The organism is Actinospineispora spinosispora DSM 44797, assembly GCF_000429025.1.
Classification (GTDB): Bacteria; Actinomycetota; Actinomycetes; order Mycobacteriales; family Pseudonocardiaceae; genus Pseudonocardia; species Pseudonocardia spinosispora.
Genome location: NZ_KE386837.1, coordinates 1 through 23,659 on the forward strand (window position 1 = coordinate 1; position 23,659 = coordinate 23,659).

The window sequence follows — 23,659 nt, forward strand, 5'->3', positions numbered from 1 at the left end:
AATCCCCGCTCAGGAGTTCCCCGGCCTCGACAGAGAACGGGTACGCATCGCAACCGGCCATCCGCCAGATTTCAGCCGGTGACCACTTAGGAAACGTAACACGCCAGTTCCTCGCGTATACCTCTTCGACTTGTTTGCCGGACCCGCACCATCTGGCAGTTCTGGCACGTCCCGGTTTTGTCAGGGCCGCTTGCCGCCCTTGCCGGCACCTCCCGGTTCGAGCTGCCCTCAACTTCAGCAGGCCGCTGCGACAGCCCACAGGAGAAGGTCTCCCACCTTCTCGCGATCTAACAGCGCTTTCACGGCGCACTCACCCCGTTCGTCATGCCGTTCGGGGCGATGATCGCGCCGACGAACCTCGGCTTCTTCTACGTGCCCATCGACGACACGAACACGTGCGTCTACGTCTACACCGGCGATCCGGACAAGGAGATCGACAAGGCGGACTGGCTGCACTGGCGCACCCTCACCGACGTGACCGCTCCCGACTACGTCCTCAGCCCGACCCAGGACCGCCAGGCGATGGCCGACGGCACCTCGTTCAGCGGCGTCGAGGGGTTCATCCCGCAGGACGCGCTGGTCACCGACTCGATGGGTGACTTCGTCGACCGGACCAAGGAGCACCTCGTCGCCGCCGACGTCGCGGTCGTCCGCATGCGCAGGCTGATGATCGAGTCGGCGCGCGAGGTCGAGGCGGGCGGTGACCCGAGAGGTTTCGCCGGCGGCTTCGACTGGACCAAGGTCTCGGCGGGCTCGGGGTCGGTTCCCAGTGGGATGCCCTGGCAGACGCTCGTGCCCGGCAACCTTCCCGAATAGGGGTCGCTCGATGTCGGCGACGGAGATCGAGCTGGTGGTGCGCGGGAAGTCCTCCGTCGCCGAGGGCGTCGTGGAGCTGGTGCTGGCTCGCCCGAGTGGTGCCCAGCTGCCGCCGTGGAGCCCGGGTAGTCACGTCGACCTCGTGCTGCCCGGCGGTGTCGAACGCCAGTACTCGCTGTGTGGTGACCCGGCGGGCCGGGACACCTGGCGGGTGGCGGTGCTCCGGGAGGAGGCGACCCGAGGCGGCTCGCGCTACATCCACGACACCCTGACCGTCGGCACGACCGTGACGGTCCGAGGGCCGAGGAACAACTTCCTGCTCGAACCGGCGCGGCGCTACCGGTTCATCGCGGGCGGGATCGGCATCACGCCGATCGTGACGATGCTCGCCGCCGCCGAGAATGCGGGTGCGGACTGGAGGCTGCTCTACGGGGGTCGGACCCGCGCCTCGATGGCGTACGTCGACGACCTGCGGGTCCGCTACGGCGACCGGGTCGTCGTCCATCCGCACGACGAAGCCGGCCTGCTGCCACTCGCCGAGTGGCTGGGTCGGCCGGTCGACGGCACCCTCGTCTACTGCTGTGGTCCCGAACCGCTGCTGCGGGCCGTCGAGGAACACTGCGCGGCGGGGGTGCTCCGGGTGGAACGGTTCGCGCCGCGCGGCGACCTGGGGCAGGCGCCGAGCACCGGCTTCGAGGTCCACCTCGCGCGCAGCGGCCTCACCCTCACCATCCCCGGCGACGGCTCCATCCTGCGGACCGTCGAGGAAGCGGGGCTGACCCCACCCTGGTCGTGCGAGGAGGGCATCTGCGGCACGTGCGAGACGGCCGTCCTGTCCGGAACGCCGGACCACCGCGACTCGGTGCTGAGCGCGCGGGAGCAGGCGGAGGGGAAGTCGATGATGATCTGCGTCTCCCGCTCCCGGACCGAGCGTCTCGTCCTCGATCTGTGACGACTCCCATCTGAGTTGGTCTCTCATATCCAGGTAGGCTAGATTTGAGAAACAAATTCAGCTGCACGAGAGGGAGACCCATGGACATCCAGAACGCCGTCGCACTGGTGACCGGCGCGAACCGCGGTTTGGGCAGGCACCTGGCCGCGCAGCTGCTGGAGCGAGGCGCGAAGGTGTACGCGGGCGCCCGTGACCCCGAGTCGGTCGACCTGCCCGGCGCCGTGCCGGTCCAGCTGGACATCACCGACGCCGAGTCGATCGCGGCGGCCGCGCGGCTGGCGTCGGACACCACCCTGCTGATCAACAACGCCGGCATCAGCACGCACGTCGGGCTGGTCGACGGGGACATGGCGCAGATCGAGCTGGAGATGCGCACGCACTACTTCGGCTCGCTGAACGTCACCCGCGCGTTCGTCCCGGTACTGAAGGGCAACGGCGGTGGGGCGATCCTGAACGTGCTGTCCCTGCTCGCCTGGGCGCACTACCCCGGCTACGGCGGATACAGCGCCGCGAAGGCGGCCGAGCTGGCGATGACCAACGTGATCCGGCAGGAGCTCGCGCCGTCCGGCATCGACGTGACCGCCCTGCACGTCGGGTACATGGCCACCGACATGGCCGACTACGTCGCGGACTCGGACAAGGTCGACCCTGTCGGGGTGGCGAAGCAGGCGCTCGACGGCATCGAACAGCGCGCGCTGGAGGTCGTGGCGGACGAGAAGAGCCGCAAGGTCAGGGAAGTGCTCTCCGCGGGTCTGGAGAACCTCTACCCGGGGCTGCCCGCCTGACAGGCGTCGTGAGTGCTGAGGCCGCCTATAGCCGGTCTACGTACTCACGACGGAAAAGCTGTCGTGAGTGCGTAGAGCGGCTACGCTTCGCGCCCCTTCGGGGTAGACGGCCTCAGCACTCACGAGGTCAGAGTGCGGCTCGGGCCTTGATCCGCTTGGCCCGGCGCGCGGCCGTGAGCTTTCCGCGTGCCGCGCGCAGGACCTTCACCTGCGTCGCCAGGTGCAGGTAGTAGCGCCACTTCGCGCCCCGGCTGCCCAGCCGCTTCGAGATGGCGTGCGCGAACTGCACGCTGTCCGGGTTTGCGGCGAGCAGCTCCGGTGCGCCTTCCAGGAAGCGCATGCTGCGCAGTGCCTCGCCCTGCACGCGCGCGATCACCGGGCGGCGCTCGGCGTCGTAGGCGGCGAGCGCGGCGGCGACCGTGTCGTGCTCGTGCACCTTCTCGGCGAGCGTGACCGAGTCGCCGATCGCCAGCCGCGTACCGGAGCCGACCGAGAAGTGCGTGCTGTGCGCGGAGTCGCCGACCAGCACGATGTTGTCCCGGTACCACTTGGCGTTGGCGACCTGCTTGCCGTGCAGCCAGGACACCGTGTCCACGTCCGCGATCTGGCTGATCAGCGGGTGTCCGTCCAGGTGCTTCTCGAAAATCTTCTCGAGCGTCTTGAGGCATTCGCTCGGACCGAGCTGGTCGAAGCCGAGGCCCGTCCAGGTCTCCGGCGGGCACTCCACGATGACGGTGCTGCGCCCGGCGTCGAGGTAGTAGCAGTGCAGCCAGATCCAGCCCGCCGAGGTCTTCTCGAAGATGTAGCTGAACGCCGTGAACTCCTTGTGCGCGCCCAGCCACAGGTAGAAGTTCTTGCCGCTCTCGACGCTCGTGCCGAACTCCGGCTCGGCCAGCGCGCGCTGCGGACTGTTGATGCCGTCCGACGCGACGATCAGGTCGGCGTCGGCGAACTGCGTCAGGTCGGTGATCTCGTGCTCGAAGTGCAGCTCGATCCCCAGCTCACGGGCCCGCGCGGTCAGGATGTCCAGCAGCCGCTGACGGCCCATGCTCAGCCCGTAGCCGCCCAGGTAGGCGGTCGGCTGGCCGGAGATGTGCACCTCGATGCCGTCCCACACACCGGACGCCGCCTCGATCTGGCGGGCGGTGGCCGGGTCGTTGCGGTACAGGCTGTCCAGCACGTCGTCCCAGAAACCGAAACCCCAGCCGAACGTGACGCCCTCGGGGCTGCGTTCGTACACGGTGATCTCGTGGGTCGGGTCGAGCCGCTTGGCGCAGATGGCGAAGAACAGGCCGGCTGGGCCGGCACCAAGACACACCGTCTTCACAGGGAGGTCACTCTCATTTGTGCCGGAACTGGCCGCGCAGCATCACCTTGACGGCGGCGACCAACCGCGCACCCACCTTGTTCCGACGCAGGAAGTCGTACGCGAGCCGGACCGGGAACGGCCGGATCAGCTCGACAGCGGTCGGGTAGCGGAACGGGGTGCCGTTGAAGGCCAGCTTCGCGCGCTGCGCGTTGGGCCAGTCGTCACTGCTGTGGATGCCGCGCTCGATCATGTCGTCGAGCATTCTCTCGGGTAGGCCACCGAAGTCGAGCCATCGGTACCCCTGCTCCTTGGCCCACTTGATGATCTCCCAGCGGACCGCGGCGGGGACGCTCAGCTTGCCGGCCTCGCCGTCGCCGTTGAAGCCACCGAGCCTGCCGCGCACCATGCCGCCGACGACGGTCACCAGGTCCGCGGAGACCGGGACGCCGTTCACCTCGCCGATGAACAGCGCGGCGTGACCGCCCGAGGACAGCTCGCGGTAGAGCAGGTTCACGTACTCGAGCGTCGGCGGCTGGAACCCGTGCCGCGCTCCGGTGTGCTGCATGAGCTCCAGCAGCAGCGGCAGCTCGCGTGCGTCACTCTGCCGGACCGAGACGCCCTTGGACGGCCATCGGTTGGTCCACGACTTGAGCCGCTTCGAGAAGCCGGAGCGGATGTCCTCCAGTGGCGGCGTCAGGTCGAGCCGGTAGGAGCCGGCGGGGGCGATGCCGGCGCGGGACGGGCGGAAGCCGCGCTCCAGCAGGGCTTCGCTGATCTGGTCCGCGCCCTCGGGGGGCTGGATGCAGGTCATGCCCATCGGGCTGGCCAGCTCGACCAGCTCGTCGACGAGCGCGAGAGCGACCATCGCGGGGCAGGACGAGTCCGGGTCCACGATCGGGCCGTACGGCAGGTACTTGATCCGCAGTACGCCGAACAGCCGTCGCCGCAGAACGAGCGCGCCACCGACGATGCGTCCGTCCTGGTAGGCGAACAGGTAGGAGGGCGTGTAGCCGGCCATCGCGCGGATCCGGGCCCACGCCGAGAGCTGCGTGACATCGGTGCCGGTGCTGCGGGTGACCAGACGGTCCCATTCGGCGAGCAGTGCCGCCGGCGGATCGACTAGGTGCTGCGTAACCACCCGGCTGGGAATGTCGACGGGTCGTTCGAGCGTGTCATCGTCTGTCTCCATGCGTGTCGACCCGCCCCCCGGGTACGCCCCCTCAGCGCCGATGTAGTTGCCACGGAACATACCTACTGATCTAAGTATGCAGTCCACTTGCCTGACTCATGTATAACGACCTGTGGACCCGTCGGCGACGTGATTTGCCCGTGCCTCTAGGTGTGACTTCGGTGACCGTGGGTCCAGCGTTACACAGGTAAGTCATATCAGTCTCCTGTTTCGGAGATCTTCCACCCGGTGATCGCAGCCATGTTTGCGGAGAGTAAGACCGCCGTCACTCTTGCCCCGGCAGCCCTCAGGTCTTTAACGTGCATGAGATAACCGCCGTACACCAGGAGGATCGCTGATGGCCCCGAACGAGCAGGTCCGAGCAGTCGAAGAGCCCGTGGTGGAGGAGTCCGACCTCGTCGAAGAGGTGTCGATCGACGGCATGTGCGGCGTCTACTAGGTGACCGATCCAGGGAACGACACGAGCGCCTTCGATCCTGACCGGCCGTACCGGCGCAGCCCGGACGTGGCGCTGCGGCCCGAACCGTTCGGAGCGCTCGCCTACCACTTCGGCACCCGCAAGCTGTCGTTCCTGAAGACACAGGTGCTGGTCGACGTCGTCACCGGCCTCGACCAGCATCCGTGTGTGCACGACGCCATCGACTCGGCCGGGGTACCGGAAGCCCAGCGGCCCGCCTATCTGCGCGCGCTGGCCGGGCTGGCCGCCGCCGGCACGATCGAGCCCAGGGAGCAGTAATGAAGCTGACCGAACACTTCCAGTACGGACTCAACTCGCCGATCTGCCTTACCTGGGAACTCACCTACGCCTGCAACCTGGCGTGTGTGCACTGTCTATCCTCCTCCGGCCGCCGCGATCCGCGTGAGCTGTCGACCGAGGAGTGCAAGGCCGTCGTCGACGAGCTGCAGCGGATGCAGGTCTTCTACGTCAACATCGGCGGCGGTGAGCCGACCGTGCGACCGGACTTCTGGGAGCTGCTCGACTACTCCGTCGACCACAACGTCGGGGTCAAGTTCTCCACCAACGGCATCAAGCTCGACAAGAAGCGCGCCGCGCAGCTCGCTTCCAGCGACTACGTCGACATCCAGATCTCGCTCGACGGTGCGACCGCCGACGTCAACGACCACGTGCGCGGCCCCGGCTCGTACGCCACCGCGATGCGCGCGCTGGAGAACCTCGCCGAGGCCGGGTTCGGCCAGCCCAAGATCAGTGTCGTGATGACCAGGCAGAACGTCGACCAGCTCGACGAGTTCAAAGCCATCTCGGACAAGTTCGGCGCGCAGCTGCGGATCACCCGGCTGCGCCCGTCCGGCCGCGGCGCCGACGTGTGGGACGAGCTGCACCCGACCGCCGCGCAGCAGCGTCAGCTCTACGACTGGCTCGTCGCGCGCGGCTCGGACGTCCTGACCGGTGACTCGTTCTTCCACCTGTCCGCCTACGGCGAGGCGCTGCCAGGTTTGAACCTGTGCGGCGCCGGTCGGGTGGTGTGCCTGATCGACCCCGTCGGCGACGTGTACGCGTGCCCGTTCGCGATCCACGAACAGTTCCTCGCCGGCAACGTCCGGTCGCCCGGTGGGTTCCAGGAGGTCTGGCAGAACTCCGAGCTGTTCACCGAGCTTCGTCAGCCGCAGACCGGCGGTGCGTGCCGGTCCTGCGGTCACTACGACGCGTGCCAGGGCGGCTGCATGGCGGCGAAGTTCTTCACCGGGCTCCCGCTCGACGGGCCGGACCCGGAATGCGTGCTCGGCAACGCCGACGCGGCGCTCGCCGCGCGGTCCGACTCGCTGGAGGTGCCGCGTTCCGACGTGGACCACTCCCGCTCGGCGCCGCGCAACTCCCGGGTGAACCGCCGTGAGCCGGTCCCGATCTCGATCGCCCCGCCGCCGCGCCGGCCCGACCGCGCGTGCAACGAGAGCCCCCTTGCCGGCCTCCCCACCCCCTGACCCTCGTGAGTGTTGAGTATGGCTATAGCCATACTCAACACTCACGAGCCTTGATCGAGGTGCGGGGGCGCCGGGTTCCCTCGCGCGTGCTGTTCGGGCCGATCGAGACGAACCTGGGTGACGGGCGGGCGATGTCGGCTCGGCATGCGGCCTTCTACGAGCGGCGGGCTCGCGGTGGTTGCGGGCTGATCGTCACCGAGATCGCCTCGGTCCACGAGTCGGACTGGCCGTACGAGCGGGCGCCGCTCGCCTCGCTGTGCGGGCCGGGGTGGGCTTCGGTCGTCGAGGCCTGTGCGCCGCACGGGACCGTGGTGCTCGCCGGGATCGGACACGCGGGTGGGCAAGGCTCGTCGGCGCACCACCGGCGGGAGCTGTGGGGGCCGTCGCGGGTCGCGGACGTCGTCAGCCGCGAGGTCCCGTACACGATGGAACAGGCCGAGATCGATGCGCTGGTCGGCGGGTTCGTCGCGGCGACCGAGACCGCCGTTGCGGCCGGATGTGATGGCGTCGAGTGCAACGCCGGGCAGCACTCGATCCTGCGTCAGTTCCTGTCCGGGCTGACCAACCACCGCACCGACGCCTACGGCACCGACCGGGCGTTGCTGCTGCGCGAGGTGCTTGCCGCGGTGCGTGCGGCTCTCGGCCCGGATCGGGTGCTCGGTCTGCGGTTGTGCGGTGATGAGCTGGCGCCCTGGGCCGGGATCACGCCGGCGTCCTCGCGGGCGGTGCTGGCCTCGGTGGCGCCGCTGATCGACTACGTCGTGCCGGTGCGGGGGAGTGCGTTGACCGTGTCGGCGACCCGGCCCGACCTGCATACAGCGCCGGGGTTCAACCGTGAGCTGTGTGCGGCGTCGCGGGTGCCGGACGTCCTGATGGTTCTGCAGGGCAGTGTCGTCGACGTGTCGATGGCGTCGGACGCGCTCACCGACGGCACCGCAGACCTGGTCGAGATGACCCGCGCCCAGCTCGCCGAGCCGTCGCTGGTCCGGCTGGCCAGGGCCGGTCAGGGCGAGCGGATCCGGCCGTGCACGCTGTCGAACCAGCACAGCTGGGTGCGCGACCCGCTCAACCCGATCATCTCCGACGAAGGCGAACCGTCCACCGGGCACGAGACCGAGGACGAACCGGTCCCGCGCGCGGACGGGCTGGAGGTGCTTGTCGTCGGCGGTGGGCCGGCCGGTCTGGAGACGGCCCGGGTGCTGGCGAACCACGGCTGTCGGGTCACGCTGGTGGAGCGGTCCGACCGGCTCGGCGGCGCCCTGCGGCTGGCCGCGGCCGTGCACGGTAGAGGTCGGTGGGGACTGTTGGCCGACTGGTTCGGCGCCGAGGTGCGGCGGCTCGGAGTCCGGGTGGAACTGACGACCGAGGTCGGGCTCGGGGAGGTCGACCGGGCGGCGAACGTCGTGCTGGCCAGCGGCTCGCGGCCGTCGCCGCCGTCGTTCACGGTCGGCGACGGTGTTGCGGTGTACCCGGCCGCCGAGTTCGTGGCCGGCGGGTTCGAACTGGACGGGCCCGTGCTGGTCCACGATCCGATCGGGGACTGGACCGGCGTCGGGATCGCGGAGCAGGTGGCCGCGGCCGGCCCGCGGTGTGTGCTGGTGACGCAGGACCCGGTGGCGGGGACCCAGCTGTCGCGCACCGGTGACCTCGCGGACGCCAACGCCCGGCTGCAGCGGGCCGGCGTCGTGCGTGAGCTGTACACGAGGCTGACCGAGGTGCGGGACGGCCGGGCGCGACTCGTCGACGTGCACACCGGGGAGAGCAGATCCGTCGAGTGCGCCACGGTGATCGACTGCGCACACCGGCTGCCCGAGGACGGGCTCTGGCCGGCCCGGCCTGATCTGCTCCGTGCCGGCGACTGCGTCGCGCCCCGCACGGTCCACGAGGCCGTGCTGGAAGGCCGCCGAGCCGCCCACACCCTGCTGCGCGCCGCCCCCTGACCGAGCCGCGACTCTCCCCACAGCCCCCGCGAACCTCCCAACCCGCGCCACACAATCCCCCGACTCGCCCAGCACAATCCAGCGTGAGTCGGGGGATTCCGCGAGGCGAGTGGGGGCTGGGCGGGTGGCAGAGTGAGGGGATGAAGCGGTTCGAGCCGTTGCGGCTGCGGGGTGTGACACTGCGCAACCGGATCGTGTTCGCCGCGCATCTGACGAACTTCGCGGCCGACGGGCTGCCCACCGACCGGCACGCCGCCTACTACGGAGCCCGGGCAGCGGGTGGCGCGGCGCTCGTGATCACCGAGGAACACTCCGTCCACCCGGACGATCGGCCGTACGAGAAGCTCATCCGGGGCCACGATCCGGCCGTGCTGCCCGGCTACCGGCTGATCACCGACGCCGTCCATGAACACGGCGCGGTGGTGCTCGCGCAGCTCAACCACAACGGTGGCCAGTCGACCGGGCGGTACTCGCGGCGACCGGTGTGGGCACCCTCCGCCGTACCCGACGCGATGTTCCGCGAGGTGCCGGTCGCGATCAGCGCGGCCCAGATCGCCGAGCTGGTGCAGGCCTACCGGAACGTCGCGGCCCGGTGCGTCGACGGCGGTTTCGACGGGGTCGAGGTGCAGTGTTCACACGCCTCTATCGTGCGGCAGTTCCTCAGCCCGACGCTCAACCTGCGCACCGACGAGTACGGCGGCTCGCTGGTCAACCGGACGCGGCTGCTGCGGCGGCTGGTCGCGGTACTGCGCGACACGATCGGCCCGGACCGAGTGCTCGGCGTCCGGTTGGGTTGCGACGAGCTGGATCAGCTCGACGAGCTGGCCGAGATCGCCCGGATGCTGGGCACGACCGGGCACGTGGACTATCTGAACAGTTCCGTCGGGGTGGCCGGCACGACACAGCACCGGATCACCCCGCCGATGGGTGAGCGTGCCGGGTACGCGCTGCCGGTGTCGGCCGCGTTGCGTGCGGCGGGCGGGATGCCGGTCGTCGGGATCGGGCGGTTCACCACGCCAGGGCAGGCCGAACGGGCACTCGCGGACGGCCGCTGCGACCTGGTGGGTGTCGTGCGCGGTCAGATCTCCGATCCGGACTTCGTCGCATCCGGCGGGCGGACCTGCCTGGGCTGCAACCAGGAGTGCGTCGGCAGGGTCGGGCGCAACCACGACCTCGCCTGCGTCCAGAACCCGCACGCCGGGCGCGAATGGCTCGCCGGCCCGGTCGCGGGCTCGGCCCGGGTGCTGGTGGTGGGCGGCGGGCCGGCGGGGCTGCGCGCCGCGGCCACCGCTGCCGCCAGGGGGCACCGGGTCACGCTGTGCGAGGCGGCCACCGATCTCGGTGGCCAGGTCCGGCTGGCGGCGAGTGCTCCGAGCCGCGCGGAGCTGGGGCTCGTGGTGAGCAACCTCGAGGCCGAGTGCCGGGTCGAGGGCGTGGAGGTCCGGCTGGACACTGCGGTCGATGAGGCCTTCGTCGCGGACTTCGCACCGGACGCGCTCGTGCTGGCCACCGGGTCGCGCGCGGCGCCGCCGAGCTGGGTGGTGACCGGTGTGTGTGACGTGCGGGACGTGTTGACCGGCGCGGTGCGGCCGAGCGGTGACGTGCTGGTCTACGACGAGCTGGGATGTCACCAGGCGAGCTCGGTCGCCGAGCTGCTCGCCGCGCGCGGCTGCACGGTCGAGATCCGCACGCCCGCGATGGTCGTCGCGCAGGAGCTGGGCACGACGCTCGATCGTGAGCGGTTCCGCCGGACGGCCGGCAAGCTCGGCATCGGCACACACACCGACCAGGTGGTCCTCGACGCGCACGCGCGGGACGGTCGGGTGACGGTCCAGCTGCTGCACCACCCGACCGGCGTCCACGAGCAGCGCAGCTACGAGGCGGTCGTCTGCGCTCTCCCCGCCGAGCCGCACAACCTCGTGAGTGTTGAGCATGGCTGTAGCCACACTCAACACTCACGAGGTGTGTATCGCGTGGGGGACTGTGTGGCGCCACGGCAGCTCGCCCAGGCGATCTTGGACGGACATCGGGTGGGGGAGCAGCTGTGAGCCTCGGTGCGCGGACCTGGCCCGAGCTGGACGGGGCCCCGGCCACGCTGCTCGTTCCGGTCGGGGCATGTGAGCAGCACGGGCCGCACCTGCCGCTGGACACCGACACTCGCATCGCCGAAGCCGTGGCGGTCGGGGTCGCCGAACGACTCGGCGTCGGGACCCTGGTGGCGCCGCCGGTGGGTTTCGGCGCGTCGGGTGAGCACGAGATGTTCGCCGGGACGGTGTCCATCGGTCAGGAGGCGCTGCGCGCGGTCCTGGTCGAGCTGGGACGTTCGGCGGGGCGGTGGGTGTCGCGGCTGGTGTTCGTCAACGGGCACGGCGGCAACGTCCTGGTGCTGCGCGACGCGGTCGAGCTGCTGCGCGCCGAGGGGCGTGACGTGCGCTGGTACGGCTGTGCGCTGCCCAGGGGAGCGGGTTTCGTCCAGGACGGCCATGCCGGGCGCACCGAGACCTCGATCATGCTGGCGCTGGCACCGGAGCAGGTGCGGCTGGAGCGGGCGGAGGCGGGCAACACCGCGCCGATCGCCGAGCTGCTTCCCGCGATGCGCGCGGGTGGTGTGCGTTCGGTCAGCGAGAACGGGGTCCTCGGCGACCCGGCCGGAGCGAGCGCCGAGGAGGGGCACCGGATGCTCGCGGCGCTGGTCGAGGCATGCGTCCAGTTTGTAGGTTGACACTTACGTAAGTCATTGCCTACGTTTGTCCGATGCAAGCCGTACTGGAAGCCGTGGTCGAGCCGCGCAGACGCGAAATCCTGCGCCTGGTGCACGGGCGTGAGGCGACGGCGGGATCGATCGCCGCGCACTTCCCCGACATCTCACGGCCTTCGGTGTCCCAGCACCTCCGGGTCCTGCGCGACGCGGGCCTGCTGCACGAACGCCGGGACGGGACCCGCCGGCTCTACCGGGCACGGGTGGAGGGCCTCATCGAGGTACGGGACTTCTTCGAGCAGTTCTGGGACGACAGGCTGGACGCGCTGAAGGCCGCCGCCGAAGCCGAGCAGAGGAGACAGGATGCGCAGCGCTGAGCCGATCGTGAAGGAGATCGAGATCGCGGCCTCGCCCGAGGTCGTGTTCGAGTTCTTCACCGACCCGGAGAAGATCACCAGGTGGCTCGCTCGGGAGGCCACCCTCGATCCGAGGCCCGGTGGGGTGTGCCACCAGGTGCACGAGGGCAGACCCGGGCTCGGGTCGTTCCACATGCGAGGCGAGTTCCTCGAGGTCGACCACCCGAAGCGCGTGGTGTTCACCTGGGGCTTCGACGAGTCCTCGATCGGGATCGCGCCCGGTGAGAGCACGGTGGAGGTGACGTTCTCGCCCATCCCGACCGGCACGAAAGTGATCTTGGTGCACAGCGGCCTCCCGGTGTCGGAGGTCGACAACCACTCGGAGGGCTGGACGTCGATGCTGGAGCGGCTGCGTGAGGCGGTGACCGGATCATGAGGTCCACGATCGGCGACGAGTGGTGGACCGAGCTGAAGAGCATCACGCTGCACGACAGCAGCGAGCCGCCGAGCTGGCCCGCGGGTGCCAGCGAGGAGTACCGGGAGGCGCGCCGGAGGCTGTCCGAGGCCGAGCTGGCGCTGCGGGACCAGGCCGAGGCGGTCGCCGCGCTGCGCCGTGAGCTGCCCGCCGGGGCGGTACTGCCGGAGTACCGGCTCACGGAGGTCGTCGGTGACGAGCAGCGCGCGGTCACCCTCGCCGACCTGTTCGGCGAGCACGACGAGCTGGTCGTCTACCACCTGATGTTCCACCCGGACGACGACGAGGCCTGCCCGATGTGCTCGATGTGGGTCGATGGCTTCAACGGGGTCGCGGCGCACATCGGTCAGCGGGCCGGGCTGGCCGCCGTCGCCAAGGCGCCGGTGGACAAGCTGCGCGCCTACGGCCGCTACCGGGGGTGGGACCGGATTCGACTCGTATCGGCGTACGAGTCGGACCTGCCAGCGGACCTCGGGGCGGAGTCACCCGGCGGTGGACAGTGGCCGGCGCTGAGCGTGTTCACCAGGGACGGGACCGTGGTGCGGCACGCCTACACCCAGAGCGCCGACTTCCCGGACCGCTCGGCCCGAGGTATCGACCTGCTGTCCCCGGTCTGGAACGTCCTGGACCTGCTGCCGTCGGGCCGGGGCGACTGGCTCCCACACAACAACTACGCCGGCCGGCACTGCCGCGAATGACTGTCCACGTGCGTGCGTGCGTGCGTGCACGAAACTTGCGTGCGCGCATGCACCCCGGGATCATCGGATCATGGGCGATCCGCACGAAGGCTTCGCTCGGTTGCGGGCCGCCGCCGAGTCGGGAGAGCTCGACGGACTCTGCCGCGAGCGTCACATCCGTGTTCTGACCGTTTTCGGCAGCGCGGCCAGAGGCGAGGAGTCGCCCCGTGACCTGGACATCGGTGTGCTGAGCGAATTCGACGAGGGGTTCGACATCCTCGCCGTGGTGGATGACTTCATTCACCTCACCGGTATGGACAACATCGACGTAGTGCACCTGAACCGGGGTGGCCCGGTCATCCGGGAACGTGCGCTCGGCGCCGACTCGTTCGGGTTGTACGAGAGTGAGCCTGCCGCGTTGGCGAACGCTCAGATGGCAGCAATCGCGGAGCGTGTGGAGACCGATCCGATGCGCAAGCTGAACCTTGAGCTCCTGGCCGGATGACTCCTCGAAAGCTGGATTGGCGCAGCGTCGAGCCCACACCGCGAACTGCTTGATCAACTCTCGACGATGGGCGAGCTCGACGAAACCAGACTGCGACAGATGGCCTGTCGACCCTGGCCGTCGAGCGAATCCTCGCTCTGGTGGTCGACCTGGCGTTCGCGGTCAATAGCCAGGTCAGCACAGCCCAGCCGCAGACGGCCCCGGACAACCACCGAGATCAGGAGCCTCGGACCTGAAGCAGTGGGATGCGCTGTTCGGCGCCGGTGAGTGAGCCGTGCTGGCCGGGCAGCTGGCTCAGCATCGGCTCGGCATGCGAGCGGGTGACGGCGGCGGTGCCGCGCAGCGCGACCACGACGTCACCGATGCGCGACCGGGCCGCGGCGGAGCCGATCGGGCCGAACCAGCCGTCCGCGATCGCCTGCTCGCCGGGCAGCACCCAGGCGCGTGGGCCGAGTCGTTCGGTCCAGGCGGCGAGCACGTCGTCGGCCGCGCCCGGTTCGGCGTAGACGTGCCGGGACCGGGGGTCGCCGCCGAGCAGCCGCACTCCGGCCCGCAGCGCGTCGTCGGTGTCCGCGTCGATGCGTTCCGCCGGGGGGATGTCGACCATGCCGTGGTCGGCGGTGACCACCAGCAGCCCGTCCGGCGGGAGTGACTCGGCGACCAGCGCGGCGACCTGGTCCACCACGGTCAGCTCCAGGCGCCAGGGCAGCGAGCCCGGCCCGTACACGTGCCCGAGCGTGTCCAGGTTCGAGTGGTAGCCGTAGCAGAACACCGGTGCCTCGGCGTTGAGCGCGGTGATCAGCTCGGCGGCGAGGTCGCCCAGCGCGTGCACCCCCCGGTACTGACCGCCGCGCAGCGCGGCCCTGGTCAGGCCCGAGTCCCGGAACGCGTACGAGGAGACCACCCGCACGTCGACGCCGCCGGCCGAGGCGCGGCCGAACGCCGTGTCGAGCGGCTGGACCTCCTCCGGCGGTAGCTCCTTGCGCATGTCGACCAGGCTGCCGCCTCGGTGGGTCGTCCATTTGATCGAGTCGAGGACCTCCCCGTGCGAGGCCTCGAAACTCACCCCCAGCACGCCGTGCGCGCCGGGCGGGGCGCCGGTGCCGATCGAGCTGAGGCTGACCGGGGTGCTGGACGGGAAACCGGCCGTGAGCGGTTCGGCGGTCAGCAGCGAGGACAGGAACGGCGCGTCGGCGGCGTGCGCGGCGAGCTGCTGCGCGCCCATCCCGTCGATGAGCAGCAGACAGATCCGGCCGGCGGGCTCGATGCCCAGCTCGTTGCTGTTCCCCGAGGCGCCGAGCGCGGCGAGCAGCGACGGCGTCAGCTCGGCAAGCGAGCGCCGGCCGTAGGCGGGCAGGACCTGATCATCGCCAGACATGAGCCCATCCTTACCCGAGTCGGAGGTCGTGGCCCACCGAGTTTGGGTGAGTGTGCTGAGACGACCGACTCGGTGTGCTGAGAACACCGACTCGCGCGTGACACGATCAGGCTCATGGTGGGGGAGCGGCTGCCGGACGGGTTCCGGGTGGTGTTGGACCGGCGGGTTCGGCGGCTCGCGGGCGCGGACGGGGGAGCCGCGCTGCTCGGGTTGTCGCCGGGGCGGTTGCTGCACCTCGCGCCCGCGGCCGTGCGGCTGCTCGACGGGCGCCGCGAGCTTCAGGTCGACGGTGCGACGTCGGCCCGGTTGTGCCGGCACCTGCTGGACGCCGGCATCGGGCACCCGCTGCCCGACCCCGACCTCGGTCCGCCGGAGTCCGAGGTGACGGTGGTGGTCCCGGTCAAGGACCGGCCGGACGAGCTGCGGCGTCTGCTCGTCGCGCTGGCGGACACCACGAACGTGCTCGGCGGGGTGATCGTCGTCGACGACGGCTCGGGCGATCCAGCGGCCTGCCGTGCGGTCGCCGAGGAACACGGCGCACGGCTGATCCGGCACGACAACTCGCGAGGTCCCGCCTCGGCTCGCAACACCGGTGCCGCCGCCGCGCACACCGAGCTGGTCGCGTTCCTGGACTCCGACGTCGTACCGCAACCGGGCTGGCTCGCGCCACTGCTGGGACACCTGGCCGATCGGGCCGTCATGCTCGCCGCCCCCCGGATCGTCGCGCTCCCGGGCAACGGCGCGCAGAGCTGGCTGGCCCGGTACGAGCGGGTGCGTTCCTCGCTGGATCTCGGACCGGACCCCGGCTCGATCGTGCCGAGGACCCGGGTCGCCTACGTGCCGAGCGCCGCGCTGCTGATCCGCACGGAGGTGGCGCTGTTCGACGAGGACATGCACGTCGCCGAGGACGTGGACCTGGTGCTGCGGCTGCACGCCGCCGGGTGGCGCATGCGGTACGAGCCGTCCGCCCTGGTCGCGCACGAGCACCGGGTTGCGGCGGTGGGCTGGTGGATGCGCAAGGCCTTCTACGGCACCGGCGCCGCACCGCTCGCGCTGCGCCACCCCGGCTCGGTGCCGCCGGCGGTGGTCGCGCCCTGGATGGCCGCCACCTGCCTGCTGATCGCGTCCCAGCGGCGCTACGGCGTGCTCGGGGCCGCGGCGCTGACCGGCGTCGCCTGGTTCCGTATGCGCCGCACCCTGATCAGACTGCGCCGCCCCGGCACGACCGCGACGCTGCTGACCGGTCTGGGGCTCCACAGCGCACTGAGCCAGGCGGCGGGGCTGCTCCTGCGGCACTGGTGGCCGCTGACCGTGATCGGCTGCCTGTTCTCCCGTCGCCTACGCCGGGCGACGCTGGTCGCCTCGGTCGCCGAGGCCCTCGTCGACCGGCACAACCACGACCCGTCCCGCCTGGACCCGCTCCGCTACCTGGTGGCGCACCGAGCGGACGACCTGGCCTACGGCGCCGGCCTCTGGTACGGCGCCCTGCGCAACCGCACCCTGGCCCCGCTGCGCCCGATGTTCACCAAGAAAAAGCCGTGAGTGATTTGGGCTGCCATGACAGCCCAAATCACTCACGGCTTTCAGGTCATCGCCACCAGCATGATGACCGTGCCGAAGCCCATGAACGCCTCGGGCAGCCACCTGGCCCGCGCGCCGCTCGGTGACCTCCTGGTCAGCGCCGTGATCGTGCCCAGCAGGAAGTAGCAGGCCAGCGCCCAGCCGATCAACGCGAGAGGCGTCGAGGTGGGTCCGGCGACCGTCATCGGACCGGACATGCCTGCCATGCCCGAATGCCCGTGCATCGCTGTGACCGTCACCGCGGTGTCAGTTGCGCCGTGGTGCATCGGCAGCAGGCACATGTAGACCATCGCGGCGCCGCCCAACAGATGAGCGAGCGGCCCACCGCACACCCGCCCCGGACGCCACCGGATGATCAACGGGTGCAGCAGCGGCCACACCGCGACGAGCACGAACGCGAGCGCCCATCCCGGCCCGTGCAGCATCGTCGGCCCCAGACCGGCCATGCCGAAGGACATCACCGCCATCCCGGCGGCCATGAGCGCCCCCGGGACGTCCTTGCGCGCGGCGCGATGACCGGCCACGAGCGCGAAGCACGCTGCCAACGCGACACCCAACCAAGCTGGCATCGTCGTCCCCCTTTCGAGCGGGTCGCGGTACTGACACACGAGGTAGACCCGCCGTGCGGACAGAACTGGCTGGTTGGCGACCAAGTCAGCGCTGACCGGTTGGATTCTGACGGTAGGCGGTAGATCGCCGTTCAGGTTGGCCCAAATGGGTGGAATCTACTCCGGAGTCAATCCCGCGTCAGCGGCTGTGATCAGTCGTCAGATCCGCAGCCGCGGAAGCGACGAACGGCACCTTCGGCCATCGGTCGTAAACGGTTTCTTCCCGCAGGTAGGCGGCCGGTCGTCCGATCTTGCGAGGTCCCGAGAACCGGAGTTGCATGTGTGGGCGCGACCACACCACACGAGGAGTAGAAACTCATGGCACAGGTTCGGGTGACGGTCGACGGCGTCGAGTACGCCGATGACGTCGAGCCCCGGTTGTTGCTCGTCCAGTACCTCCGCGAGCGACTCGGCAAGACCGGCACGGTGATCGGCTGCGACACCAGCAACTGCGGAGCGTGCACGGTCCATCTGAACGGGCAGAGCGTGAAATCCTGCTCGGTGCTCGCGGTGCAGGCCAACGACAGCGAGGTCACCACGATCGAGGGGCTGGCGCGCGACGGGAAGCTGCACCCGGTGCAGCAGGCCTTCAACGACAACCACGCACTCCAGTGCGGGTACTGCACCCCGGGCATGATCATGCAGTCGATCGACCTGCTCGGCGACAACCCGGACCCGTCGGAGCACGAGGTCCGGCACGGGCTGGAGGGCAACCTCTGCCGCTGTACCGGCTACCAGAACATCGTCAAGGCGGTGCGGGACGCGGCACAGAAGATGAAGCCCGGTGCACACGTCGACACCGAAACCCCGGCGTCGGTCACGAGCGGCACCTGACATGACCACCACCGAGCTGCCGCCCGATCCCACCACGAACGAGGTAGGCCGCGCACGTCTCCGCAAGGAGGACGCACGGCTGATCACCGGCCGGACGCGCTGGACCGACAACATCGTCCTGAACGGCATGCTGCACATCGCGATGCTGCGCAGCCCGCTGGCGCACGCGAAGATCACCTCGATCGACGTGACCGCGGCCAGGCAGTACCCCGGCGTCGTCGCGGTCTACACCGGGGCGGACCTGGACGCCGAACAGTCCGGGCTGCCCTGCGCGTGGCCGATCAACGCCGACGACACCGCGCCGAGGCACGTCTCGATCGCCACCGACACCGTGCGCTTCGCCGGTGAGATCGTGGCCGTCGTCGTCGCGCGCAGCAACGCGATCGCCAAGGACGCCACCGAGGTCATCGAGATCGACTACGACCCCCTGGAACCGGTGCTGGACATGGAGGCCGCGCTCAGCGACGGCTCCACGCTCGTCCACCCCGACCACGGCAGCAACAAGTGGACGACGTTCCCGTTCGACTCGGTCGCGGCCGGCGCCACCAGCGGCCAGACCGCCGACGAGGCGATCGCGGCCGCCGAAGCCGACCCGGACTCGATCGTCGTGCGCAGGCAATGGCGCCAGCAGCGGCTGATCCCGGCGTTCATGGAGCCCCGCTCGGTGGTCGTCGACCCGACGACCGAACAGCTGACCATGTGGTCGTCCACCCAGGTCCCGCACGTGCTGCGCACGATGCTCGGGCTCACCCTCGGGCTGCCCGAGCACAAGCTGCGGGTCATCGCACCGGACGTCGGCGGCGGTTTCGGCGGCAAGCTGCAGGTCATCCCCGAGGAGGTGCTGACCACGCTGGTGGCGCGCCGCCTCGGCAAGCCGATCAAGTGGACCGAGACCCGCTCGGAGTCGCTGCTGTCCGGTCACCACGGCCGGGACCAGCTGCAGGACATCACCGTCGCGGCCAAGCGGGACGGCTCGGTCACCGCGCTCAAGATCGACCTGCTCGCCGACATGGGCGCCTACTTCGGCCTGTTCACCCCGGCGGTCCCGGTCTTCGGCGCGTTCATCGGACCGGCCATCTACAAGTTCCCGTCGTACGCGTTCAACTGCACCGACGTGTTCACCAACAAGACCCCGACCGACGCCTACCGGGGCGCGGGCCGCCCCGAAGCGACGTTCGCCGTCGAACGGATCATGGACGAGCTCGCCGTCGAGCTGGGCCGCGACCCGATGGAGCTGCGCCGGCAGAACTGGATCACCAACACCGAGTTCCCGTACACCAACGCGGGCGGCCTGACCTACGACTCGGGCAACTACGAGGCCGCGACGGACAAGGCCATGGCCACGTTCGACTACGACGGACTGCGCCGTGAGCAGGCGCAGCGGCGGGCGAACGGCGACCGGATCCAGCTCGGCATCGGCATCTCGGTGTTCACCGAGATGTGCGGCCTCGCCCCGTCCCGGCTGCTCGGCGCGCTCGGCGCCGGTGCCGGCGGCTGGGAACACGCCGCGATCCGCATCCTGCCCACCGGCAAGGTCGAGGTCGTCACCGGTTCGTCCGCGCACGGCCAGGGCCACGAGACGGCGTGGAGCCAGATCGCGGCCGACCAGCTCGGCGTCGCGTTCGAGGACGTCGAGGTGCTGCACGGCGATACCCAGGTGTCGCCCAAGGGCCTGGACACGTACGGTTCGCGGTCGCTGCCGGTCGGCGGGACCGCGGTCGTCAAGTGCGCGGAACGGGTCATCGAGAAGGCCAAGAAGGTCGCCGCGCACCTGCTCGAAGCGTCCGAGGACGACATCGAGTTCGGCGGCTCGCACGGCCGGGGCACGTTCGGGGTCAAGGGAACCGGCAAGGGCGTCACCATCCAGGAGATCGCGCTCGCCACGTTCACCTCGCACAACTTCCCCGAGGGCGTCGAGCCGTCGCTGGACTCGGAGTACACGTTCGACCCGGAGAACTTCTCCTTCCCGCACGGCACCCACCTGTGCGCGATGGAGGTCGACACCGACACCGGCTGGGTGCGGCTGCGCAACTACGTGTGCGTCGACGACATCGGCTCGGTGGTCAACCCGCTGATCGTCGAAGGCCAGATGCACGGCGGCCTCGCACAGGGCATCGCGCAGGCGCTGTGGGAGGAGGCCGCGTACGACGAGCAGGGCACGCTGGTGACCGGCACGTTCGTCGACTACACGCTGCCAACGGCCGCCGACCTGATCAGCTTCACCACCGACCGCACCGAGACACCGGCGACGTCCAACCCGCTCGGGGTCAAGGGCGTCGGCGAGGCAGGCACCATCGCCTCGACCCCGGCCATCGTCAACGGCGTCCTCGACGCGGTCCGCCACCTCGGCGTCGCCCAGATCGAGATGCCGTGCACCCCGCAGCGGGTGTGGCGGGCGATCCAGGACGCGCAGGGTCGTTCCACCCAGGAAACCCCGATCGACGTGCACTCACCGGGCGCGGGCCTAGGCTCCGTGGACCCGATCAACCCGCAAGGAGAACTGCAGTGATCCCCGCCCAGTTCGAGTACGTCCGGCCGTCGTCGCTGGACGAGGCGGTCCAGGCGTTGTCCGATGCGCTCGGCAACGACGAGGAGGTCAAGATCCTCGGTGGCGGGCAGAGCCTGCTGCCGGTGCTGCGACTGCGCCTCGCCGCGCCGACGCTGATCGTCGACATCGGCGGCATCCCGGAGATTCGGGGCATCCGCGAAGAGGGCGACGAGATCGTGGTCGGCGCCATGACCACCCACCACGACGTCGTGCGCGACCACCTGCTCGCCGAGCACGTCGGTCTGCTGTGCGACGCGGCGGCCACCGTGGCCGACCCGCAGGTCCGCCACCGGGGCACCCTGGGCGGCGCGCTGTCGCACGCCGACCCGGCCGGTGACCTCGGCGCGGTGGCACTGGCACTGGGCGCCTCGTTTGTCATCGTCGGGCCGTCCGGGCGGCGCACCGTGTCGGCGGAGGAGTTCTTCGTCGACCTGTTCACCACCGCATTGGGTGAGGACGAGGTGCTCGCCGAGATCCGCTTCCCGCGCTACACCGGCTGGAAGCACCACTACGAGAAGTTCAACCGGACCGCGCAGGCCTGGTCGATGGTCGCGGTCGCCGTGGCACTCAAGGTCGACGGTGGCGTTATCACAGAGGCCAGGGTCGGGTTGACCAACATGGGCTCCACCCCGATCCGGGCGGGCGGCGTCGAACAGGCGCTCGTCGGGCAGCAGGCCGGCGAGGACAGTGCGCGCGCCGCCGCCGAACACGCAACCGACGGCACATCCGCTCCGAGTGACGCGGATGCCGCGGCGGACTACCGTGAGCACTTGGCAAGGGTGCTCACCGGCCGGGCGGTACTGACCGCCGCCGGCTGATCAGCCGAGGATTTCTCTCAGGCGCCCGCCCTAGCTGGGGCGGGCGCCTGTGTCGTTCTACGGGGTTTTTCAGGACGGAGTTTGGAACCAATGCAGTTGGAGAACACGTTCACCGTGCCGGCCGGTATCGACGAGGCGTGGGAGGCGTTCAACGACCCGCGCAAGGTCGCGCCCTGCTTCCCCGGTGCCACGCTCGAGTCCTACGAAGACGACTCGTTCACCGGGACCGTCAAGGTCAAGCTGGGGCCGATCTCGCTGACCTACAAGGGCAAGGGCACCTTCGTCCAGCGTGACGACAAGGCGCACACCGTCGTGATCGAGGCGTCCGGGCGCGACTCGCGGGGCAACGGCACCGCGAAGGCCACTGTCACCGGCACGCTCACCGCCGACGGGGACAACCAGACCAGCATCAAGATGGTCACCGACATGACGATCACCGGGCGGCCCGCGCAGTTCGGTCGCGGTGTCATGGCGGACGTCAGCGACAAGATCGTCGGCCAGTTCTCGTCCTGCCTGGCGAAGAAGCTCGGCCCCGGTGCCGCCGAGGACGCCGCTCCGGCCGCCGAGGAGAAGAAGCCGGCGGCCGCGAAGAAGCCCGCCGCCGCGAAGGCCGAGGAGGAGCCGGCGGCAGCCGCCGCCGAGTCCCAGGCCGCCGCGACCCCGGGCAGCGCACCGAGCCCCGGCTCGGCGCCCCAGGTCGGGTCCGCCGGTGTGGCCACCGCGACCGCGACGCCCGCCGCCGCGGCAGCCAACCTCAACGGCAGCGGACCGAAGCTCGTGACTCAGGAGCCGACCCGCAGCGAGGTCGAGGCGATCGACCTGCTCGACACCGCCGGCGCACCGGTCCTCAAGCGCCTGGTGCCCGCCGCCGCGGCGCTCCTGGTGCTGCTGATCCTGATCCGCTTGATCAGGGGCCGCAAGAACTAGCCCGCGAGTCGGGCCCCTCAGCACACCGAGTCGGGCTCCTCGACACACCGCGCATGTCACCTCACCGCCGAGGTGACATGCGCGGTGTCGCGACTACCGTGACGAGGATGCGCCCCGGCCCGACGAACAGCCTGACCGACGTACCCGGCCTGCAGGTCGGACATGCCACGCTCCGCGACTCGGCGGCCGGGTCACTGACCGGTTCGACGGTGGTACTGGCGCCGCCGGACGGCGCGGTCGGCGGGGTGGACGTGCGCGGTGCCGCACCCGGTACCAGGGAGACCGACCTGCTCGACCCCCGGCGGCTGGTGAAGCGGGTCAACGCGATCCTGTTGTCCGGCGGAAGCGCCTACGGGCTGGCCGCCGCCGACGGGGTGATGAACGGGCTGGAGTCCGTCGGGGTCGGCTACCCGCTCGGCTCGCCGGGGTCCGTCGTGCCGATCGTGCCGGCCGCCGTCGTGTTCGACCTCGGTAGGGGCGGCCGGTTCGGCGCCCGCCCGGACGCCTCGACCGGTATGGCCGCACTGACCGCCGCGGCGGCGCCGGGAGGCAAAGGGCCGGTGCGCTGCGGTTCCGTCGGGGCGGGCACCGGCGCGGTGGTCGGCAAGTTCAAGGGCGGTGTCGGCTCGGCCAGTGCTGTGCTGTCCACCGGCGCGGTCGTCGCTGCGCTGGTGGTACTCAACGCGGCGGGCTCGGCCGTCGACCCACACAGCGGCGAGCTGTACGGCGCCCGGTTCGGTCTCGCCGGCGAGTTCCCCGCACTGCGGCCTCCGACCGCCGCCGAGCTGACGGCAGCGGCGGAGGCGGGCCTGCTGCACGGCTCGGTCGAGGGCCCGTTACGCGCGACCACACTCGCGGTCCTCGGCACCGACCTGACCCTGTCGAAGGCGCAGTGCACGATGCTGGCCAGCCTCGGCGCGGACGGCCTGGCTCGCGGTGTGCGCCCGGTGCACACCATGCTGGACGGTGACACGACCTTCGCGCTGGCCGTGCCCACTCGTCCGGAGCCGGAGCTGGACGAGATGCACGAGCTGCTGACCGCCGGCGCCGACTGCGTCACCAGGGCGATCGTCAACGCCGCGCTGGCAGCCGAGTCGGTCACCACCTCAGCCGGCCACTGGCCCTCCTACCTGGACACCTTCCCCTCAGCAAGCCCCTAGCCACCCCGAGCCCCTCCCAGCGCCGCGGCGCTCCTCCCAGCGCCCCCGCTGCCCCCTCCGATGACCCCGCGCGCCTCCCCGGTAACAGCGCGCACCTTCCGGTGACCCTGCGCGCTTTCTGGCGCCCCCGCGCACCTCCCGGTGACGCCGCGCACCTCGTGG

23 protein-coding genes are annotated in these 23,659 nt (G+C 70.4%); 19 read left to right on the top strand and 4 right to left on the bottom strand.

The genetic code is table 11. From position 1 onward, the window contains the following. Positions 1-324: 324 nt before the first annotated feature. The 3 genes from G406_RS0138835 (at position 325) to G406_RS0138845 (ending at position 2,553) form a co-directional block, all read left to right on the top strand. On the top strand, positions 325-816 hold the full coding sequence (locus tag G406_RS0138835; protein WP_028938034.1) for a hypothetical protein: 492 nt from the start codon (positions 325-327) through the stop codon (positions 814-816). Between the two features lie 10 nt (positions 817-826). Then, the gene (locus tag G406_RS0138840) at positions 827-1,768 is read left to right on the top strand and encodes a PDR/VanB family oxidoreductase (RefSeq protein ID WP_028938035.1); all 942 of its coding nucleotides are present in this window, start codon (positions 827-829) and stop codon (positions 1,766-1,768) included. Positions 1,769-1,848: 80 nt separating this feature from the next. Next, on the top strand, positions 1,849-2,553 hold the full coding sequence (locus G406_RS0138845) for an SDR family oxidoreductase (RefSeq protein WP_028938036.1): 705 nt from the start codon (positions 1,849-1,851) through the stop codon (positions 2,551-2,553). 127 nt (positions 2,554-2,680) lie between these two features. Here the strand turns inward: G406_RS0138845 and G406_RS0138850 are convergent, their stop codons facing one another. Both G406_RS0138850 and G406_RS0138855 read right to left on the bottom strand, forming a co-directional pair. Next, entirely contained in the window at positions 2,681-3,871 is a 1,191-nt protein-coding gene (locus G406_RS0138850; protein ID WP_156935384.1) for an FAD-dependent monooxygenase, read from the bottom strand. 22 nt (positions 3,872-3,893) lie between these two features. Next, positions 3,894-5,051: a lipid II:glycine glycyltransferase FemX gene (locus tag G406_RS0138855; RefSeq protein ID WP_169736873.1), complete on the bottom strand. Its 1,158-nt coding sequence runs from the start codon at positions 5,049-5,051 to the stop codon at positions 3,894-3,896. Between the two features lie 337 nt (positions 5,052-5,388). On the opposite strand from G406_RS0138855, the gene mftA reads away from it, so the two are divergent. From mftA to G406_RS0138905, 10 genes are all read left to right on the top strand, one after another. Continuing rightward, positions 5,389-5,490 (top strand): mycofactocin precursor MftA, encoded by a 102-nt coding sequence (mftA, locus tag G406_RS0138860; protein WP_028938039.1) that lies wholly within the window; start codon positions 5,389-5,391, stop codon positions 5,488-5,490. Beyond that, positions 5,491-5,787 carry a mycofactocin biosynthesis chaperone MftB gene (gene mftB / locus G406_RS0138865; RefSeq protein ID WP_028938040.1) on the top strand — a complete coding sequence of 99 codons (297 nt, stop codon included), beginning with the start codon at positions 5,491-5,493 and terminating at the stop codon, positions 5,785-5,787. Further along, positions 5,787-6,992: a mycofactocin radical SAM maturase gene (mftC, locus tag G406_RS52560; protein ID WP_037080932.1), complete on the top strand. Its 1,206-nt coding sequence runs from the start codon at positions 5,787-5,789 to the stop codon at positions 6,990-6,992. The genes mftB and mftC overlap by 1 nt, the downstream gene beginning before the upstream one ends. A 59-nt stretch (positions 6,993-7,051) precedes the next feature. Further along, positions 7,052-8,932 (top strand): mycofactocin system FadH/OYE family oxidoreductase 1, encoded by a 1,881-nt coding sequence (locus G406_RS52565; RefSeq protein ID WP_245607400.1) that lies wholly within the window; start codon positions 7,052-7,054, stop codon positions 8,930-8,932. A gap of 140 nt (positions 8,933-9,072) precedes the next feature. Then, entirely contained in the window at positions 9,073-10,980 is a 1,908-nt protein-coding gene (locus G406_RS0138880) for an oxidoreductase (RefSeq protein ID WP_028938041.1), read from the top strand. After that, entirely contained in the window at positions 10,977-11,654 is a 678-nt protein-coding gene (gene mftE, locus G406_RS0138885; RefSeq protein ID WP_028938042.1) for a mycofactocin biosynthesis peptidyl-dipeptidase MftE, read from the top strand. The genes G406_RS0138880 and mftE overlap by 4 nt, the downstream gene beginning before the upstream one ends. 32 nt (positions 11,655-11,686) lie before the next feature. Continuing rightward, positions 11,687-12,007 (top strand): metalloregulator ArsR/SmtB family transcription factor, encoded by a 321-nt coding sequence (locus G406_RS0138890; protein ID WP_028938043.1) that lies wholly within the window; start codon positions 11,687-11,689, stop codon positions 12,005-12,007. Further along, positions 11,994-12,422 (top strand): SRPBCC family protein, encoded by a 429-nt coding sequence (locus G406_RS52570; protein ID WP_051343280.1) that lies wholly within the window; start codon positions 11,994-11,996, stop codon positions 12,420-12,422. Before G406_RS0138890 ends, G406_RS52570 begins: the two co-directional genes overlap by 14 nt. After that, entirely contained in the window at positions 12,419-13,159 is a 741-nt protein-coding gene (locus tag G406_RS0138900; protein ID WP_084216726.1) for a DUF899 family protein, read from the top strand. The genes G406_RS52570 and G406_RS0138900 overlap by 4 nt, the downstream gene beginning before the upstream one ends. A gap of 70 nt (positions 13,160-13,229) precedes the next feature. Next, entirely contained in the window at positions 13,230-13,643 is a 414-nt protein-coding gene (locus G406_RS0138905; RefSeq protein ID WP_028938045.1) for a nucleotidyltransferase family protein, read from the top strand. Positions 13,644-13,860: 217 nt separating this feature from the next. On the opposite strand, the gene G406_RS0138910 is transcribed toward G406_RS0138905, so the two are convergent. Next, entirely contained in the window at positions 13,861-15,021 is a 1,161-nt protein-coding gene (locus G406_RS0138910; protein ID WP_037080936.1) for an alkaline phosphatase family protein, read from the bottom strand. Positions 15,022-15,135: 114 nt separating this feature from the next. Between G406_RS0138910 and mftF the strand changes: the two genes are divergently transcribed. Continuing rightward, positions 15,136-16,563, top strand: a complete 1,428-nt coding sequence (gene mftF, locus G406_RS0138915) for a mycofactocin biosynthesis glycosyltransferase MftF (RefSeq protein ID WP_028938047.1) — start codon at positions 15,136-15,138, stop codon at positions 16,561-16,563. Between the two features lie 41 nt (positions 16,564-16,604). On the opposite strand, the gene G406_RS0138920 is transcribed toward mftF, so the two are convergent. Further along, positions 16,605-17,171: a DUF5134 domain-containing protein gene (locus tag G406_RS0138920; protein ID WP_084216728.1), complete on the bottom strand. Its 567-nt coding sequence runs from the start codon at positions 17,169-17,171 to the stop codon at positions 16,605-16,607. Positions 17,172-17,528: 357 nt separating this feature from the next. Here G406_RS0138920 and G406_RS0138925 point away from each other — a divergent pair, with 357 nt between their 5' ends. From G406_RS0138925 to G406_RS0138945, 5 genes are all read left to right on the top strand, one after another. Beyond that, the gene (locus G406_RS0138925) at positions 17,529-18,044 is read left to right on the top strand and encodes a (2Fe-2S)-binding protein (protein WP_028938049.1); all 516 of its coding nucleotides are present in this window, start codon (positions 17,529-17,531) and stop codon (positions 18,042-18,044) included. A gap of 1 nt (position 18,045) precedes the next feature. Further along, positions 18,046-20,553 carry a xanthine dehydrogenase family protein molybdopterin-binding subunit gene (locus G406_RS0138930; RefSeq protein WP_028938050.1) on the top strand — a complete coding sequence of 836 codons (2,508 nt, stop codon included), beginning with the start codon at positions 18,046-18,048 and terminating at the stop codon, positions 20,551-20,553. After that, complete coding sequence (locus G406_RS0138935; protein ID WP_028938051.1) at positions 20,550-21,410, top strand: FAD binding domain-containing protein; 861 nt, start codon at positions 20,550-20,552, stop codon at positions 21,408-21,410. Before G406_RS0138930 ends, G406_RS0138935 begins: the two co-directional genes overlap by 4 nt. 90 nt (positions 21,411-21,500) lie before the next feature. Continuing rightward, on the top strand, positions 21,501-22,337 hold the full coding sequence (locus tag G406_RS0138940) for an SRPBCC family protein (RefSeq protein WP_028938052.1): 837 nt from the start codon (positions 21,501-21,503) through the stop codon (positions 22,335-22,337). A 107-nt stretch (positions 22,338-22,444) separates the two neighbouring features. Then, the gene (locus G406_RS0138945) at positions 22,445-23,497 is read left to right on the top strand and encodes a P1 family peptidase (RefSeq protein ID WP_037081053.1); all 1,053 of its coding nucleotides are present in this window, start codon (positions 22,445-22,447) and stop codon (positions 23,495-23,497) included. Positions 23,498-23,659 lie beyond the last annotated feature (162 nt).